The 17,244-nt window shown below is 38.2% G+C and carries 15 protein-coding genes and 4 pseudogenes; 18 read left to right on the forward strand and 1 reads right to left on the reverse strand.

Annotated elements, in window-relative coordinates; all coding sequences use genetic code 11:
• Positions 1-333: 333 nt before the first annotated feature.
• From OO184_RS03570 to OO184_RS03620, 11 genes are all read left to right on the forward strand, one after another.
• Positions 334-681: a hypothetical protein gene (locus OO184_RS03570; protein WP_265378008.1), complete on the forward strand. Its 348-nt coding sequence runs from the start codon at positions 334-336 to the stop codon at positions 679-681.
• A gap of 876 nt (positions 682-1,557) precedes the next feature.
• The gene (locus OO184_RS03575; protein ID WP_265378009.1) at positions 1,558-2,043 is read left to right on the forward strand and encodes a bactofilin family protein; all 486 of its coding nucleotides are present in this window, start codon (positions 1,558-1,560) and stop codon (positions 2,041-2,043) included.
• A 205-nt stretch (positions 2,044-2,248) separates the two neighbouring features.
• Entirely contained in the window at positions 2,249-2,785 is a 537-nt protein-coding gene (locus OO184_RS03580; RefSeq protein ID WP_265378010.1) for a GNAT family N-acetyltransferase, read from the forward strand.
• An 80-nt stretch (positions 2,786-2,865) separates the two neighbouring features.
• On the forward strand, positions 2,866-3,348 hold the full coding sequence (locus tag OO184_RS03585) for a YhfG family protein (protein ID WP_265378011.1): 483 nt from the start codon (positions 2,866-2,868) through the stop codon (positions 3,346-3,348).
• 7 nt (positions 3,349-3,355) lie between these two features.
• Complete coding sequence (locus OO184_RS03590; protein WP_265378012.1) at positions 3,356-3,943, forward strand: putative adenosine monophosphate-protein transferase Fic; 588 nt, start codon at positions 3,356-3,358, stop codon at positions 3,941-3,943.
• Positions 3,944-4,990: 1,047 nt separating this feature from the next.
• Positions 4,991-5,278 carry a gp53-like domain-containing protein gene (locus OO184_RS03595; protein ID WP_265378013.1) on the forward strand — a complete coding sequence of 96 codons (288 nt, stop codon included), beginning with the start codon at positions 4,991-4,993 and terminating at the stop codon, positions 5,276-5,278.
• Between the two features lie 966 nt (positions 5,279-6,244).
• Positions 6,245-6,661 (forward strand): hypothetical protein, encoded by a 417-nt coding sequence (locus OO184_RS03600; RefSeq protein ID WP_265378014.1) that lies wholly within the window; start codon positions 6,245-6,247, stop codon positions 6,659-6,661.
• A 104-nt stretch (positions 6,662-6,765) separates the two neighbouring features.
• Positions 6,766-7,062 carry a hypothetical protein gene (locus OO184_RS03605; RefSeq protein WP_265378015.1) on the forward strand — a complete coding sequence of 99 codons (297 nt, stop codon included), beginning with the start codon at positions 6,766-6,768 and terminating at the stop codon, positions 7,060-7,062.
• Between the two features lie 152 nt (positions 7,063-7,214).
• Positions 7,215-8,009: a BRO-N domain-containing protein gene (locus tag OO184_RS03610; protein ID WP_265378016.1), complete on the forward strand. Its 795-nt coding sequence runs from the start codon at positions 7,215-7,217 to the stop codon at positions 8,007-8,009.
• 129 nt (positions 8,010-8,138) lie between these two features.
• On the forward strand, positions 8,139-9,170 hold the full coding sequence (locus OO184_RS03615) for an IS630 family transposase (RefSeq protein WP_265378017.1): 1,032 nt from the start codon (positions 8,139-8,141) through the stop codon (positions 9,168-9,170).
• A gap of 176 nt (positions 9,171-9,346) precedes the next feature.
• Positions 9,347-9,529 carry a group II intron maturase-specific domain-containing protein gene (locus tag OO184_RS03620; protein ID WP_376712538.1) on the forward strand — a complete coding sequence of 61 codons (183 nt, stop codon included), beginning with the start codon at positions 9,347-9,349 and terminating at the stop codon, positions 9,527-9,529.
• A gap of 502 nt (positions 9,530-10,031) precedes the next feature.
• Here OO184_RS03620 and OO184_RS03625 read toward each other — a convergent pair.
• A pseudogene (locus tag OO184_RS03625) lies at positions 10,032-10,982 on the reverse strand (site-specific integrase); the annotation flags it as partial.
• Here OO184_RS03625 and OO184_RS03630 point away from each other — a divergent pair.
• The 7 genes and pseudogenes from OO184_RS03630 to OO184_RS03660 all read left to right on the forward strand — a co-directional run.
• Positions 10,983-11,570: pseudogene (locus tag OO184_RS03630) on the forward strand (DnaB-like helicase C-terminal domain-containing protein); the annotation flags it as partial.
• A gap of 153 nt (positions 11,571-11,723) precedes the next feature.
• A pseudogene (locus OO184_RS03635) lies at positions 11,724-13,150 on the forward strand (IS1182 family transposase).
• Between the two features lie 548 nt (positions 13,151-13,698).
• On the forward strand, positions 13,699-14,370 hold the full coding sequence (locus OO184_RS03640) for a hypothetical protein (protein WP_265378018.1): 672 nt from the start codon (positions 13,699-13,701) through the stop codon (positions 14,368-14,370).
• A 15-nt stretch (positions 14,371-14,385) separates the two neighbouring features.
• Positions 14,386-15,585 carry a helix-turn-helix domain-containing protein gene (locus tag OO184_RS03645; protein WP_265378019.1) on the forward strand — a complete coding sequence of 400 codons (1,200 nt, stop codon included), beginning with the start codon at positions 14,386-14,388 and terminating at the stop codon, positions 15,583-15,585.
• 100 nt (positions 15,586-15,685) lie between these two features.
• Positions 15,686-16,279, forward strand: a complete 594-nt coding sequence (locus OO184_RS03650) for a DUF1367 family protein (RefSeq protein WP_265378020.1) — start codon at positions 15,686-15,688, stop codon at positions 16,277-16,279.
• Positions 16,280-16,345: 66 nt separating this feature from the next.
• Positions 16,346-16,848 (forward strand): annotated as a pseudogene (locus tag OO184_RS03655) (antiterminator Q family protein).
• Positions 16,849-17,027: 179 nt separating this feature from the next.
• Positions 17,028-17,228, forward strand: coding sequence for a hypothetical protein (locus tag OO184_RS03660; RefSeq protein WP_074524840.1), 201 nt, complete (start codon positions 17,028-17,030; stop codon positions 17,226-17,228).
• Positions 17,229-17,244 lie beyond the last annotated feature (16 nt).

A 17,244-nucleotide genomic window follows, 5' to 3' on the forward strand; every position in this document is an offset into this window, starting at 1 on the left:
TAATTTGCGACACTATAGATCGCAAATGATCGGATTGAAATGTTATCTAAGTATTTTGTTGTGAAATTATTTGAATTTGTATTTTTTGTTTTTATTAACTGAATTATTCTGTAATACTTAAAAGGTCGATAAGGTGGTTGTTCATATATAAATGTTTTTTATGATTTACTCCTTGCATCAAATTTTTTCTAATCTTAATAAGATTGACAATGAAATTATTTATTTAAAATTTGTTGTTGTTTTATGCGGGTATTAATTGTTATTAGATAATCGTAATAATTCGAAATGAAACTGAATAAAATTATAATATCGACCATATTAATATTAGGTGTTGTGTCTATTGTAAATAAATTTGATCAAAGTTATATCACAGTGACTCTTAATGGCGTTATTATTACTGTCCCTTATTTTTCCGAACAGGATCTTTTTGGTAGTGCGGTAAATCCGGGGAAAATTTCCAAGATAATATTGGAAAAAGAGAGAGCTTCAATCCATAAGAGTCTTGAAAACCGTTTGGAAAATTGTGAATTACAGCCAGTAGCTCATCGGTTATTATCTCGGGCAACATTAAAAATATTGTTGGCTTTACCTTGGGTTTCTAATAAAGTTGATAAATCTCCAGGATTGTGCCAGCGAAAGAAGGTTTATATATTCAGATTAATGATAAGTTTTACTTTTTAATAGTTTTTTTGATTATGAGACAGGTATAGTCTGATTATTTTCAATAAAATCTTGGCATTTAAGTTGTCTCACTATAGAATTTTCTATTCTTTATATCTCCATATTGAATTATTTTCATGCCAATCTTATCTATTTTTTATATTCATATAAAACTAATGAATAAAATGAATGGATAAAAGAAATTTTTAATATTCATTATTCTATGCAATAATTTTAAATGAATAATTTAGTGATTTATCCAATTTATAATTAGTCTTATGGTCTTATAATTGAATCATTTATTCATAAAGATAAATTGATTTATCGGATATTAATTTTATTTTTATCAAGCAATAATATTGATGAAATTAATAAATTAATTTTTTTGTATAAATAAGCAATATGTTTGTTAGATAAATATCAGTGGATATTAATTGAGAAAAATTCTTATAGTATATTATTTGTAAATAAAATTAAACATTAATGGCGTGACTTTATTTTTAGTTTATGTTAACAATTATAAAAATAGAGTCTCTATTTTAATGCTAATTTCTCTTTGTTAATTGTTATTGAAGAATGAATATAGGTTTTTAACCGTTTAATAACGTCGTAAATACTCGCTTTCTTTTAGCATTGATAGTTATCTGTTCTGTTAAAATAGTGATTTTGGTTTTGTATTTTCTAACGAAAAAAGCATGAAAAATAACAAAAACGTGAACAAACATGGCAAAACATCGTTTTTCGGACAACATTTTTTTGAGCTGTATATGGATCATGTGGAGCATTGCTCTGGGATTCTATCTGGCTGGTAATCTTTTTGGCTGTGCAGTGACCGCGATTCTCTCTTTTTTGGCGCTAATATTTTGCTTTATTCACATGAGGTCGAGATTAAAAACTATGTTTGGAAAAAAATCAGAGGCAACGGCTGTTGAACCCGTGTCCCAATTTGTTGATGATAAAAAGAACGCTAGTGCAGAAGCTCGTCGTTGTACTATTGTTGCCAAAAGCTCGGTATTTAAGGGCGATATTGATGTAGAAGGCGATATACAGATTTGGGGCAAAGTGATTGGCAATATCCGGGTAAAAGAGGGCGCAATCCGCATTATGCACGCTGGACGGGTTGAAGGTGAACTTAGCGCGCCGGAAATCATTATTGATGGCGACGTTGAAGGAACCTGTTGTGCAGCGACGTTGGATATTCTTGAACATGGTGAGCTGCGTGGAATCAGTCGTTGCAGCAGTATGTCCATCAAACGTGGAGGCTTGTTTTTTGGGCAATCGGAACAGGTTGAAAACAAAACTGCATCCGAACGTGTTGTACCAATAAAAGATACCAACAATGATAAATCTAAAGATAAGGCCACGGTAAAAACAAGTGCCTGATAAACCGGGCCCGTGTGATATCTGATTCAGATCCTTCCAGCACGGGCCTTCCCTGTTAGCTTTTGACGAGTTGCTCTATTTTCTCTTTAGTTTTGTTTACTATAGCAATCTATCTATTTAATTGTTTTAATCACTCTAATTGAAGTATGTGGTTTGTTGCATGGTAAGTATCCTGTTTGTTAACTAATATTGGGAGAAGAAGAATATGATTGTGATGTTGGAGACAGACAGATTAATTATGCGTGCATGGAGAGAAGAAGACAGATTACCATTTTGCCATTTGAATAGTAACGCAGAAGTCATGGAATATTTTCCTGCCACTTTGACGGCGGAACAGAGTAATACGATGGTGGATACGATTATCCAGAGATTTGAGCAACAGGGAGGTTGGGGATTATGGGCTGTGGAGCTGAAAGAAACCGGGGATTTTATTGGTTTTGTTGGTTTGAATATTCCTGTGGCGGAATTACCGTTTTCACCTTGTGTTGAAATTGGATGGCGTCTTGATAAGCCATTTTGGGGTAAAGGTTATGCCAGTGAAGCTGCTCGTAAAGCTTTGGATTTTGCCTTTACCCAATTAAAACTTGAGGAAATAGTTGCATTTACGACAATTTCTAATTTGCGATCTCAAAAAGTTATGCAGCGGCTTGGCATGGTGAAAGATGAAAATACTTTCTTGCATCCTTCATTACCGAATGGGCACCTGCTTCATGAACATGTACTTTACCGGATTCGTCAATAATAGCGCTATTCTCTTTTCTGGTTTTCATTACTTTGATGTTTTATACTACAGTTGCATAGATATGTATCTTGGAAATTCAAATGAAATATGAATTAGCTGTTATGGCAGCCTTGACTAAACTAAATCATCCTAATACGCGTTCAATTGTAGAAGCGACGGGGATATCTGAACGTAAGGTGCAACAGGTTTTGCAAATATTGCAACAAGACTTAGAGGTAAAGATTAACCGTATTAGGAATGGGAAGGTCAGTTATTTTGAGGTTATTTCTTGGGGGATATTTGAAAGCGGTCAGGCGATTAATGGTAAACTGGTCAATTTGGATCTGGCTAAGTTTAAATACTCCCGTCAGCAAGAGAAAGATATTAGAAATCAAAAGAATAGAAAAACAATAATGACAACTTATAATGAAAAAAAACATTATTTTGACAGTGTAAAATTAAAAAACTATAGAGATAGTATGCGTCTCGAAGGAATGAATATTGTTATGAATAGTTTGCCTGAAACACCGAAAGAGCAAAAAAATCTTAAAGATAAACTAATTAGAAAATATAGTTTACAATGAGGTAATTATGATAGATAAATATGGAGCAGGGCAAGATCCCTACACATATCCGGATATAGATACACTTATTAATAAATTAGGTATTCGTGATCCTGTTGTGCTTGAGCAGGCGGAAAGGGAACTCACTGAACTTGCTATATTGAATATTTCATTCCAGGAACCACCTTACGATTTAGCCTTTTGGTGTCAACTTCATAAACAGATATTTTCTGATTTGTATGATTGGGCTGGTCAGCTAAGAATAATTGATATATCTAAAGGGGATACCCGTTTCTGTCATGCTAAATGTATTGAGATAGAAGGGAATAGGATATTTAATATGTTAGAGAATGAAAATTATCTTGAGGGATTACATCATCAGAAGCTTATTGAAAAACTTGCTGAATATTATGCAGAATTAAATGTGATTCATCCTTTTAGAGAAGGAAATGGGCGAACTCAGAGGTTGTTATTTGAATATATTGTTATAAACTGTGGGTATAAAATCTCTTTTGAATCTATAAATGCTAAGCAGTGGATTGACGCTAATATTTCTGCTTATCAATGTAACTATCAGCCATTAATAAAAATTTTTAAAAATTGTGTTTCTGTTTAATATTTTGGCTATTTTATTGATTATTTATGAGTATGATTTTAAGAAATAATAAACTTAAATAGGCAGAAAAATAGCTTTAATTATGTCCTTATATTGGTTGCTATTAGATTTACTTAGTGTGCTGGGCGATCAGTAATCATTAAAATAATTGAGCTGCGTAAAGATATATCATTATGAATGAGAGTGATAACCAGATGGTAAAGTGACAAGAATAAAACTATTCCTGTCACTTTTGCTTGTTATTGATTTATTTAAAAGCAAGCTATTGAGAAAAAAATACTATAAAGAGCTATTGGTCCGCATACTTGAGTACATTTGGTCAGAGGCTTATCGCTTTGCAAACAGATAGTTGCGAACGCCGAATTGGAGGAGAAGGTGGCAATACTTAACGCTAAAAGACAAGCTGATAACTTTTTCATAGTTGATACCTCATCAGGGGTTTATTGGAGCCAAATAATTTATCTGAGTTACTAATTATTGTTTAATAGTAGGTAATAAGTTCCTTTTTTGTATAATTTTTTGTTGTATCGTTGAAAATCTGTTGAAGTAACGCCGGTGGATTTGTGACGAAGGATGGGTAAATAATTGTTATTTATTAATAATGATGAATAATTCAATATTGATTTTTTGATATTCCATCTTTCAATATATTGTTTTTATTATTTTTTTAATGGAAATACATTCATTTCATATTAATATTGTGAAAGTTAAAATAAAAATTTTTTATCTGTATTATTGCATCCATATTTATAGGCAGGTGTTTCTGGATATAACATAAGTGAAACAGTAGATGTTTTAAGGTAATTTTATGATATTATTAATAAATAACTTTTTATATTTTTTGTCTTCAAAACTATTTATTAGTATTAATTGCTCAGTAATGGTTAGTCACTATTATCGATAAAAATAATTCATCATGATTTATTTAAGATCTACTATAGTTAAAGTGAATTATCAATGCATGATTTATGTGATTAAATCTATTGCATTAAATGATTTAGGCGGTAAATTTTTTGAAAAAATATTAATTATACCTAAGGAGAATCCATGAGTAATCTCATTCAAAACACTGCCTTAAAAGCCGCAAACGGTTGGTGGAAATGTGGCGATACCGGAATAATTTATCAATGGGGGTATAATCCGAATGGAGGAGCTGGAAGAATTACAATAACATATCCAATTCCTTTTCCCAATGTATGCTTATCTATGCAAGTTAGCGTGTATGCCAATGGAGTTCCTTCAGATAACTATTCAGTAGTTTACGGATTTAATTCTACCAACGCTACAATTGGGCGTGACCAATTAGGCTCATATTGGTTCGCAATAGGATATTAAGTAATATGTTATTACAGAGAAGAATTAATATATTTTAGCTTTGGAATTGAAGAGAAATTATATTGAAAGCTATTTAGTGAATTGCTCCCATAATATTGTATGTCAATCTATATATACATAGGGAGCAATTTTTATAAGATGCTCGTCGGGATTTAGATTAACCATTGTCCGCTATTATCTGGTTGGGTATGCGGGAGAAAAGACTACGATTGGAAATGGGGCACTTAAACATAATATTCATTGAGATAGATATTTTTACTGAGGGTTGTAAAGAGCTATTAAGTGATGATGAATATCATGAATTTCAGTAATACATTATAGATAATCTTACAGATGGAAATGTTTTCAACGTATTGTTGCGTAAGGGATGATACCATTTTTCTGAGACTTGCTTTTAACATATGACTATCTTCTGGAATAAGGATTCTATAATTATCGTTTACTACATGGTTTTAAGGTTAAGAATAATGGTCTAAATATAATGCACAGTGACGCGCATTTTGACTTACTATAACCAATTATTTGATTGTGAAATTGGAAAAGGTTACGAGTATGTGAAACTCGGAAAAGAGCTTCTTTTGACTGATAAAGAGATATAAATAGTTGTTTCTGTACTATAAAGTCAATCACATTGAAGCTAATATTATTTATTCTAGTTGAAATTTATAGAGTAAAATGAGGTAAATTGCCTCTTGATACTAACTCAGGAGGCTCAGAATTAATAATATAGATTAATAGAGAACGGTAAGTTATAAACCTTAGTCACGTTGGTGGATATAGCCATCTTTGGATTAGGGTTAATTGTTAACTCACTTGTCATTGTTAAATAATGCATATTTTAATGGCAAGAAAAGTTGAATAGCATATGAAATAATCACAAAAAGCAGTAAGATATATCAACCAATTAAAAATAAGAGATAAAGAATATTTAATCTTGAGCAGATTGGGCATGTGGTAAGAAATAGCATGCAGATTATTGCTGATGAGCTTAAGCTTAACCTTGCTGTAGGGGATATCTCTGATGATGATTACAGAATCCTTTCTCGCGGATATGGCGAACTAAACTGGGATGAATGTTTATCTAGGATAGGAAACAGAGAAGATAAATTTGAATTTTGCTTAAAGCTGGTAGAGTGTGGAAATGTACAAGGACCTCCTTCTGAGCTAGCTTTATGTACGTATTCCATTGATGAGGAAAGTTTTGAGATTCATATGATAGAGAACTTCTATCGTGATGATGCAAAACACCCTTTAAATGGGAAAATGTTTCAACTTACCCTGATGGCTGCTTATTATGGATTTAACATGATTAAGTGTAGTTACATTATGGAGGCTGATATTGATACGTTTGAAACAATATTCAAGATAATCAAAGATCGATGAAAAAAAGACTAGATACTAGGGTTTATAGGGATAGCATACGGAAATCAATAATTGTTAGTTTGTTTTTTGTGCAATGGAAAGCTTTTTTAATGTGAATATCCCTTATGGGCTCAAAGCTATTGGAGAGAAAATTTCTTAGGAGTCAGTCTGGAAAACCTAAACCATCACGGAGTTACAAAATACAGGTTGAATGGGCTGATTGGTCGCAGGCTAAACGTACAGTGCTTCGTAAAGAGCTGGAAGCCGCTCAGGAAGAAGCAAAGGATGCCCGGAAGAAAGGGCTCAAAGACAAAGCCCTGGTCTTTTTCATCGGTGAGCAAAGTGCCGATAACCACGAGATATTCTACGTTAGCGATTACCGGTTAATCTGTGCGATCATCGGGTATATCACTTACCCATAAGCTTAACAGTTAATGGTTTTCCCACGCAGAAAAGGCAAGTTCAAGGGAGGCTATAGCAAAAGTTTCCTTCGTTTCTTTTTATATATAAAAACAATAAAATATACTCGACTAGTTAATGCCCGTAGATCAAGATGAACTTGTGCCAGAGAGGAATGATGAATAGTAACCTAACGAAAATATGCTACAAGGGAGAGGCAGGTGAAAGCGATTTGAGAACTCTGGTAATTGATGAGATATTATATATTTCCTTACGCGATGTATTAGTCACTCTTAACAAAGAGAATAGAGAAATAAATGCTGACTATACCGTAAAATCAATGGTAGGGATCATCAGGGCTCAACTACAGGCGCTTGATCCTGACGAATATATGGCGATTGACGTCGAAAATGGAGTCTTTGAAGGGCAGAGAGAAATCTTTGTCACTCAACCCGGTTTGTATCGCGTAATGTCCAGTGATAGAAGTGCAGCAGGTAAACGCTTTCAGAAATGGTTATTTCATGAAGTAATACCATCCTTGACTAAACATGGTGTTTACCCCCCTCCGCCAGAAGCTAAAGGTTCTGCTTTTGCTCAAATGGCAGAAATGCTTGCTCAAAATTCCAGAATGCTTGCTGACGCTATTCACAAACATGAAAAATTAGCTGAAGATGTGTCTCAGGTAAAAGGTAAGGTTGCTGATGTTGAAAGCCGATTGGAAATTTTAGAATCCGGTTCATCACATCTTACAGAGGATGTACAAACCCTCAAAGATCGACTCGTTTTTTTAGATATTTGCCTAGAAGAAAAACACGTTCCAGAAACGCTGGCCTGGTGTGAAAATATTTCCATGAAAAATAACAGAAAGGTAGTTCGTGGAGATAGCAGAGAAAATTCATTATTTACGACGCAGACTATTGATGAAGCCATCTCTATAATGAATGACAACGGCAGGATATCATCAAAATAACTCTAATTTAATTTACCTACACTTAACCATTACCTTTTCATTGGATGAGAAGGTAATGGAGCGACCTTATATACCCGTGCTCATTGAAACTGCTTGATTTTCGCCCAAATGAGGTTCATGGTATCCGTCATGAAAATATTCATTACCGATGAACAAAAAGCCGAACTTGAACACCTCCATCACACCTGCCGTGATAAGCGGGAGTGTGATCGCATCAAAGCGGTCCTGCTGGCCTCTGAGGGCTGGAGTTCTGTCATGATCGCTCAGGCCCTGCGCCTGCATGAAATGACCGTTAATCGTCATATCAGCGATTACCTTAATCACCGCAAACTCAAGCCCGACAATGGCGGCTCTCAGAGCCACCTCAGCGAAACACAGACGCAGGAACTTATCGCTTATCTGACCGCGAATCTTCTGCCTACCACACAGGCGGTTATCCACCTTGTCAAAGAAGCGTGGAATATCAGTTACACCGTTCCCGGCATGAATAAATGGCTGCACCATAATGGATTCAGTTATAAAAAACCGACCGGCGTACCACACAAGTTCAACGCGGAACAGCAGCGGGCCTTTATAGAAACCTACGGGAAACTCAAGCAGGAAGCCGGAGACAATGAGCCCATCCTGTTCATTGATGGCGTCCATCCTACTCAGGGGACGAAACTGGCTTATGGCTGGATGCGTAAAGGCCAGAAAATCGTAGTGAAAACCACAGGAAGCCGTACCCGTCTGAACCTGATGGGAGCCCTGAATCTGGCCGATATCAGTAAAACAGTCGTACGCGAATATGACCGTATCGACAGTTATCACATCGCAGAATTTTTCATTGCGCTGCGTGAAACCTATCCGGTCAGTCAGAAGGTTCATATTATCCGTGACGGAGCCGGTTACCATCGAAGTGAGCTGGTGAAAGACTGGGCTTATGTGATGAATATTGAGCTTCATTACTTACCGCCATATAGCCCGAATCTGAACCCGATAGAAAGGCTGTGGAAAGTGATGAATGAAACAGTCAGAAATAATTGTTACTTCGCCTCGGCGGCCTTGTTCAGGCAGGAGATACATCGCTTTTTTACGGAAATATTACCGGAACTTGCCGGGAGGCTGTCGTGCCGTATTAATGACAATTTCCAAATTCTGAATCCTGCATCTTCAAGTTAAGCGAGTATATATGTCTATTTATGCAAAGATATGGATGTATTACTTACTACAAGCTCTTCTTTCATTAGATCACCCTTTCTTTAATCGTAACATTCCCACCTAAAATGCAAATAACAACTGGATAGATACAAATCCAAAACTATCAGTTAGTTAGAGAAAATGACTTATCTTCGCTCATATCTAAAACCAATGAACTTACACTGGTCTTACGAGGTTGGATAAGTTACTTTCGATACACAGAAGTGAAAGGGGGGTTGGAGGAACTGCATAGCGGGATTAATCGTAAACTGCGTTGCCTCCTGTGGCGACAATGGAAGCGTGCTTACATCCGAGCCAGGATGTTAATGTTTGCAGGATGAAATGAAGAACGCGCGTGGAAATCAGCTTGCAACCAGCGTGGTGCGTGGTGGAACTCAGGCGCTAGCCATATGAACCAAGCAATAAAGACAGTGTTGTTCAGAAGGTGGGGCTTAATATCACTGTTGGAGCCGCAACGGCAGTTCCAGTATTAACATGAAGGCCATATATGGAACCGTACGTACGTTACTGTGAGAGGACGGCGGGAGTGATCCCGCTTCCTACTTGATCTTGCCATAGCCGGGTTTCCATAGAGTTTTAGGCACCTCAAAAACACGAGGTGCCTAAGATTGTTGGATTTGATAGGGTGACATCAGACTACGCAGGACATAAAAAAGCCCATAACTCGTTGTGACTACGGGCTTTTCTGTCTTTTTTGGATTGGTTTAGAACCAAATTTGGTGGAGCTGGCGGGAGTTGAACCCGCGTTAATTGTTTTACATCTTATTGTTATAAATAATATTTTTATGAAATATCTTTGCCGCGTATTCTTTGTAGTTCCTTTCATGTCCTACTACTGGCCTGTTTAGGTTTGTATGTGCTGTTATCATATTCCTTCAGATATGAGCCATAATGTCTGAAAAGCATCTCTGGGCCTTTATGCCCCATTTGAGCGGCAAGCCAGAAAAGATTAACCCCTTGGCTGATGTGCTTTGTTGCAAATGTGTGCCTTGTTTGATAAGGGTTGCGATACCGAATTCCCGCCTTTTTTAGTGTGGGTACCCAGGCTTTTTTACGAATGGCATCTGCACCTGCCCAAGCCTCACCTTTTTTGGGGTCCTCAAAGACCACTTCGCCTTTCATAAAAGTGAATGCCTTCTGATTTAATAGGGCTGACATAGCGTTAGTGTCCAGTTCAACTTTTCTGGTACCGGCTTTTGTCTTTGTTCCTTTTATTATTCCTACTACTCGTGCCGATTGGACATGTACGGTTTTGCCAATGAAGTCGATATCTTGCCATCGAAGCGCGCATAACTCGGAGCTTCTAAGCCCTGTATGTATCGCAAAAAGGAATAAATTTTCCCATTGTTTTTGTTTATTGCCTGCTGCTGACAGTAATGCAGTAACCTCGTTAGGAGATAGAGGGTCAACAATATATTCGTTATCGTTTTCTATTCGTTCAGTTTGATACCGTGATGCTGTGACTAAATTCACAGGATTCATACTAATCAGGCAATCAGTAACTGCTTCATCTATGGCGCTTCGTAAAAATGACAGATTGTTCCTGATTGTTTTCAGAGCAGTTGATCGTTTTTGAATCCAAGTTTTTAATATTGCTGGTGTTAGCTCTACAACGGGAATTTTATGTAATTCAGATAGAGCAGTTTTACATTTTTTATATCCATTAATTGTGGATGGTGATAAATTGCGGGTTTCACAGATTTTTAAATACTCATCTAAATAATCTTTTATTGTTTTGCCTTTATTGACATTTCCGAATATTTTTAAACGTATTGGGTTCGTATATCTAACGCAATAAGCGAGTTAATAGATCGAGATATTCATATTCTTGATACTAGTGAATTAAGCGTTGAGCAGATATGTGCTATCAGTGAAACTCATAAACGCAGGTATCCGAATCTGAAAGGAATTTTTGTTGATTATCTGGGATTGATAGAAAAGCCCAAAGCCGAACGTAATGATCTTGCTATCGCTCAAATATCTAGGGTCCTCAAAGGACTGGCTAAACGACTGCATACACCAGTTACCGCATTGAGTCAGTTATCAAGAGAAGTTGATAAGCGGCCAATGCATCAACGTCGTCCTGTTGCGGCTGATTTAAGAGATTCAGGTAGCTTAGAGCAAGATGCAGACAGGATTATTTTTACTTACCGGGATGTTGTTTATAGCCCACGAAGTCCAGCCAGAAATTATGCTGAGATTATTTTGGATAAAAATCGTCACGGTGAAACCGGAACGATATTCCAGGAATTTAAAAACGGGCATTACTTACCAACTGATCAAATTGTTGCTGCTGAAATATGTCGTACACAGCAACAGACTAAACAAAAAGAGCGCCGATACGCGGACAAAGCATTTTAACTAAAGACCAAAAGAGGCAGACCAATATGACCATAAACAGTAAACTGATTTTATTAGATAATTGGGGTATTTACAGATTATTGACAAAGTGCTGGTTTTTTATCCGGCACTTTGCTTTAATCAAATTCCGTTTACCCGACGGAGCTTGCCGCCATGTTAAGAATCCCCCCTCCCCAGACGTTTCCCCCCGAAACGCTCTCACTCGATGACCTCGTGCCTCAAAATCACCTAGTTCGCAAAGTCGATGCCGCCGTTGATTTCGAATTTATCCGGGACTTAGTTGCCCCTTTGTATTGCCACAATAATGGCCGCCCGGCGATAGACCCGGTTATGCTGATTAAGATGATGTTACTGATGTACTTATTTGGCATCCCCAGCGAACGCCGGCTGGTGCAGGAAATTCAGGTCAATATGGCCTACCGCTGGTTTTTGCGGCTCGGGCTGACAGAGAAAGTCCCCGATGCCTCCACGCTCAGCCAGAATCGGCGGCGCCGATTCAACCATTCCGATGTGTTCCAGCACATTTTCGACAACATTGTCGAACAGGCTATCGGTAGAGGTTTTGTCGGCGGCCGGGAACTTTATACAGACAGCACTCATCTGAAAGCCAGTGCCAATCCCCATAAATCCGACAGTATTCTGCGTCCCGTTCCTCCGGGCGCTTATCTGGACGAGTTGGAAAAAGCAGTGAATGAAGACCGGGCTAAGTCCGGAAAAAAAGCCTGAAGCCAGCCCATAAGGAACGGCAAAGACAGACCAAAGTCAGTACGACTGACCCGGAAAGCGGGTTTATGCACCGGACGAACAAACCCAAAGGATTCTTCTATCTCGACCACCGTACCGTGGATGGAAAAGCCAATATTATTCTGGATACCTATGCCACAGCGGGCAATGTCCACGACAGCCAGCCTTTGATAGGGCGTCTGACGCGTCAGTTGGATCGTTTTCCGCTTAATCTGGTCGCCATCGTACTGGATGCAGGCTATTTTACGGCCCCAGTTTGCCACCTGACCCTGGAGCTGGGTCTGACACCGGTCATCAGTTATCGGCGCCCAAACAAAGGGCCGAATCTCTTTCAAAAGAAACAATTTATTTATGATCCGCAACAGGATTGCTATGTTTGCCCGCAGGGCGAAAAGCTGATTTATACCACCACAAGTCGTCAGGGATACCGTTATTACCGGACGGCGGCGGGTATTTGCCAGAATTGCCCGCTGCGGGCGGCCTGTACCCGGGCGAAAAAGGGAAAAACCATCACACGGCATATCTGGGAAACGGGCAAAGAAAAGGCCAGAGAAATCCGTTTGAGTCCGTGAGGTAAAAAGGTGCACAAGCGGCGAAAAGAAACGATAGAACGGAGTTTTGCGGATGCGAAGCAGCATCATGGGCATCGTTATGCCCTTTTTCGCGGGTTGCGGAAAGTTCAGATACAATGCCTGTTGGCGGCAACAGCACAAAATATCAAGAAGATAGCTTTACTGGTGGCGGCACTTTATTGGTTTTATCTGTGGTTTACCCGTGAATGTATTGGGGCAGAAAGCCAATCCTGTGCAGGAAAAGGGCGTATCGGGGATCTATAAGGAAAAATCGGAAGATAATGAGTGATAACGACAAACCCCGTTACTTTCAACGAGGTTTGTCAGCAGTCTGGGTATTTATTAATTATCCCATTTTGGTGTAGTGCCGAAAACATCGCTATCTTACAAAGTTAGACTTGAAAGCTAGTCGATTCAATGTAAACGCCAGCAGGATGCTGGCTTTACCAAAATAGAATTGCTGGTGGATAACTAAGAGCTGGAGATGCTGAAGCTCAATTGTACTCTTCGAAGATCGGATAGGGAATCTTACAAAGTTAATGAATACCTCACTATGCTGATTAGGATGGATGATCATTCATGAAAAAAGTAGGTAGTTCAGTTGCATAAACAGCAAAGTGAAAAGTGTGTGGGAAAGCCTTTTTGTAGCTGAATATTGTTTTTCTAGTGAAGTGGCCTGCTGGAACACACTGGGATGGTATAAGAGTTGAAGTTGTATTTGTAACGTACAAATTACATATTAAGTATATTGCTTGCGTTCAAAACGAAAAAAAAATACCATAAAATCTGCTTAACGCAATCAGGGTATCTAAATGAGCATTAACGACACACAAAGTGATATTACCGATTTGATAATAAACGCTTTCAGGCGTGATTTTTGGCTTAACGTACAAGATGAATTATATGCTAAGTATGCCGCAGCACAGGAAGTAACTATAGGCGATATATTAAAACTTGGTGAGCCGGAGCAACGTAGATTTAGGCCTCAGGCTAGGCACTATGGCCTTAACTCAGCTTTGAGGGAAGCTGCAAGTCGTTCAGGTTATCTTTGTTACGATGCTGATACATTCCCGAAAGGGGAGCATTATATTATTATTGATTCAGAAGGTGTTAAAATTAGCCGTATTGGGTTAAATCACGATGAGCGCCACATAAGGGGCGCGAAACATCGTTCATTGATAGCCCAATTGAATGAAAAATTTGAAGGCTATACTCCAGATCTTTTTAGAGAAGAAGATAGTAAACATCATAATGACATTGATACGTTAGGTGTGTTGTTAATAAATATTAATCCACCATATCATGAATCTCAGGCCAGCATGATGGATTTAAGGATTGTGGTTCCTTTTACCAATATGAAAGGTTTTCACTATAATAAATCTGTAACGGAGCTTTTTGCGCTCTATACTGGAGAGAAAAAGATAGTCATTCCTGATATGGTTTTACCTAAGCTCAAGAAGCGCCTGAAGGATCAGGAAAAATAGAATAGGTGAGACATTATGAGAGTGGGAATTTCTGGTTTCCAATCTGAAAGGTTGACACAGATAAGAGAAGCGAGGGGATTATCGAAAATTAACCTTGGTAGGTTAGTGGATCGTTCGCCATCAACTATTACCAAATGGGAAAACGGTAATCATTCCCCCGATGCAGAAGTATTGCATAGCTTAAGTCAGATTCTTAATTGCCCGGTAAGTTGGTTCACAAAGCCTATTGTTAAGTACGAAAAAAAACCAGTATTCTTCCGAACACTTTCAACCACGGCAAAAGACTTATGTATTGCTTCAGAGCGATACATGGGATGGTTTCAAGAGTTATCATGTAAGATGCAAGAATATCTTGATTATCCAGAAGTTAACATTCCTCATCTTAGCGTAAAGGATTACAGAGCGATAGATGATCAGTTGATTGAAAGAATGGCTTTTGAGTGTAGGAAAGCTTGGGGATTAGGTATTGCACCGATAGATGATCTATTGCTTGTAATGGAGAATGCGGGGATAGTCTGTTCCAGATTTGAACAAGGTAGTTCTGTAATGGATGGCTATTCTCAATGGAATGATTTAGATAATAGACCGTATGTGGTTTTAGCTAGTGACAAAGATAACTATTATCGTAGTCGATTTGATGCTGCTCATGAATTAGGTCATATAGTCTTACATCGATATATAAATAAATTTGATACTATTAATTTTAATCCAATAGAAGAGCAAGCACATAAGTTTGCGTCGAGTTTCATGTTGCCGGAAGAGTCATTTTCTGTAGAGCTTCCGCCATATCCTACATTACAGAATTTCATATCTTTAAAAAATCGCTGGGGGATGTCGGCACAATCTATGATCCTTAGAGCGAGAAATTTAGAGTTAATATCTTCTCTGGAATATCAGAGGTTATATAAAAATATTTCTGCTAGAGGTTGGCGAAAAGGAGAGCCGCTTGATGATCTTAGAAAACCAGAGTCGGTTCGTTTGTTACCTAGGTGCTTGAACCTATTATTAGATTCTGGAACTTTTAGTAAAAAAACACTTCTTGAGGAATTTGGTTTCCCAAAAGGAGATTTAGAGGATTTATGTTCAGTTCCTAAGGGATTTTTGTCAGAATCACAGGTACTTGATTTTCAATCCAGAATACAATTGAAGAGTAGTATTAATATATCTACGACACAACAAGATACAAACGTCGTTAACTTATTTAATAAAAAGTAAAATTGGGAATTAATACTAACACCTGTTATTCTATTCGTATCGGCCTGAACATCCGATAACCTAAACAAAAGCTGCTGTGTCATAACTTTGAGGATAAGTGATGACGCAGCATAGTTTTATCAAAATCTCGAATGACACCCTGAGACCGGCGACTCCCATAGCCAGGGAATACCTGCACTTCAAAGTGAAGTGTGGCGATGTGCTTTATGCGGATTTTAAGAAAGCACGTAACCCGCGTTTCCATCGTAAATATTTTGCCCTTCTGAATCTTGGCTATGAATACTGGCAACCTACTGGAGGCACTATTTCCCCGAAAGAGAAAGCGCTTGTGCGTGGCTACGTACAATTTCTTGCACACTTCGCGGGCAGTGAAGATGTCTTACAATCCGCTGCGGATGAATATCTTGCTGGCATATCCAAAAACCGAGCCCAGAACATTACTGCCACTAAATCCTTTGATACCTTTCGGCGCTGGGCAACAGTGGAGTCAGGGCACTATGACACTTACGAGATGCCTAACGGAAGTCTATATCGTGAACCTCGTTCAATCAGCTTTGCTAAAATGGAAGAGCTGGAATTTCAGGAGCTTTATAAAGCCACATTAAACGTGCTTTGGAACTTTATATTGTATTGCAATTTCCCGACTAGAGAAGCTGCTGAGAATGTCGCCTCTCAGCTGTTCGATTTTATTTAATGCAGAGCGAGACTGATGACCAAAAGTGAAAAAGGAAGTTGAAGAGGTACGGCTATGTCGGGTGTGATGTTTCCAACGGATGGGCTACAGTTGAGCCAATCACAAGAAATCTGGTTGCAGGATTGGTTATCTAAGTTTGGCGCGTGGGTTTACTCTGGCAGGTTTGATAAACGTCAGAGCAGTATGATTGCTGAGTTTATGGCGACAGTAGAGCGAGAGGTTATCCAGAACGTCCGATATGTAATGATGATGATGGTATGTTAATCGCTAGGGTAGTAGACCATATTTACCATATTGATCGGGTTGCATTTGGGATGTTGCTTAGTCGATATGTTTATTGTGTATCTGATAGAGCAATTGCTAGGCATTATCATGCAACGGTTCAGCCAAGAATTATGATCCGCAGAAATGGTATGTTGCGTAAGCGAAAGCCATCAATGTCAACTTGTCGGCGTGAGGTTGAGGAAATATTAAGAACAACGGAATATTTGATTTATCAACCATTGCAAGATGCCTTTATAAGACGGGAACAGGAAAGAAAATCAAAACTTTTGTCACGAACGTGTTGACATCTTTGAACTTATGAGCCACCATTTTAGTATATGTTGCGATAGTAGCATTCGTGACTGATAGCCTCGCCCAGTGCGGGGTTTTTTATTGCCTGAAATCCAGATAAAACTTGCTGTTGTCATCGGTCAGAGTTACATGTGTGTCTATGCACATTAACTGACCAAAGGTTTAAATTATCATGCTAAAACATGAAGATATGACAACAATAGCCTCATGTGTTTTAGAAACCGTACCGATGTATGACTGGGTTTCTATTCCTGATGTTTCAACTCTGACGGGGCTATCAACGCCGCGTTGCCAATTACTTTTAACTCAATTTTGTCTGGCTGGATTGATGGAAAGCCGGGACAACGACACCTTTTTCAAGCGTTGCCCCTGATGGGGTAACTTCTTAA

The sequence above is a fragment of the Photorhabdus aballayi genome, from assembly GCF_026153155.1.
Lineage (GTDB): Bacteria > Pseudomonadota > Gammaproteobacteria > Enterobacterales > Enterobacteriaceae > Photorhabdus > Photorhabdus luminescens.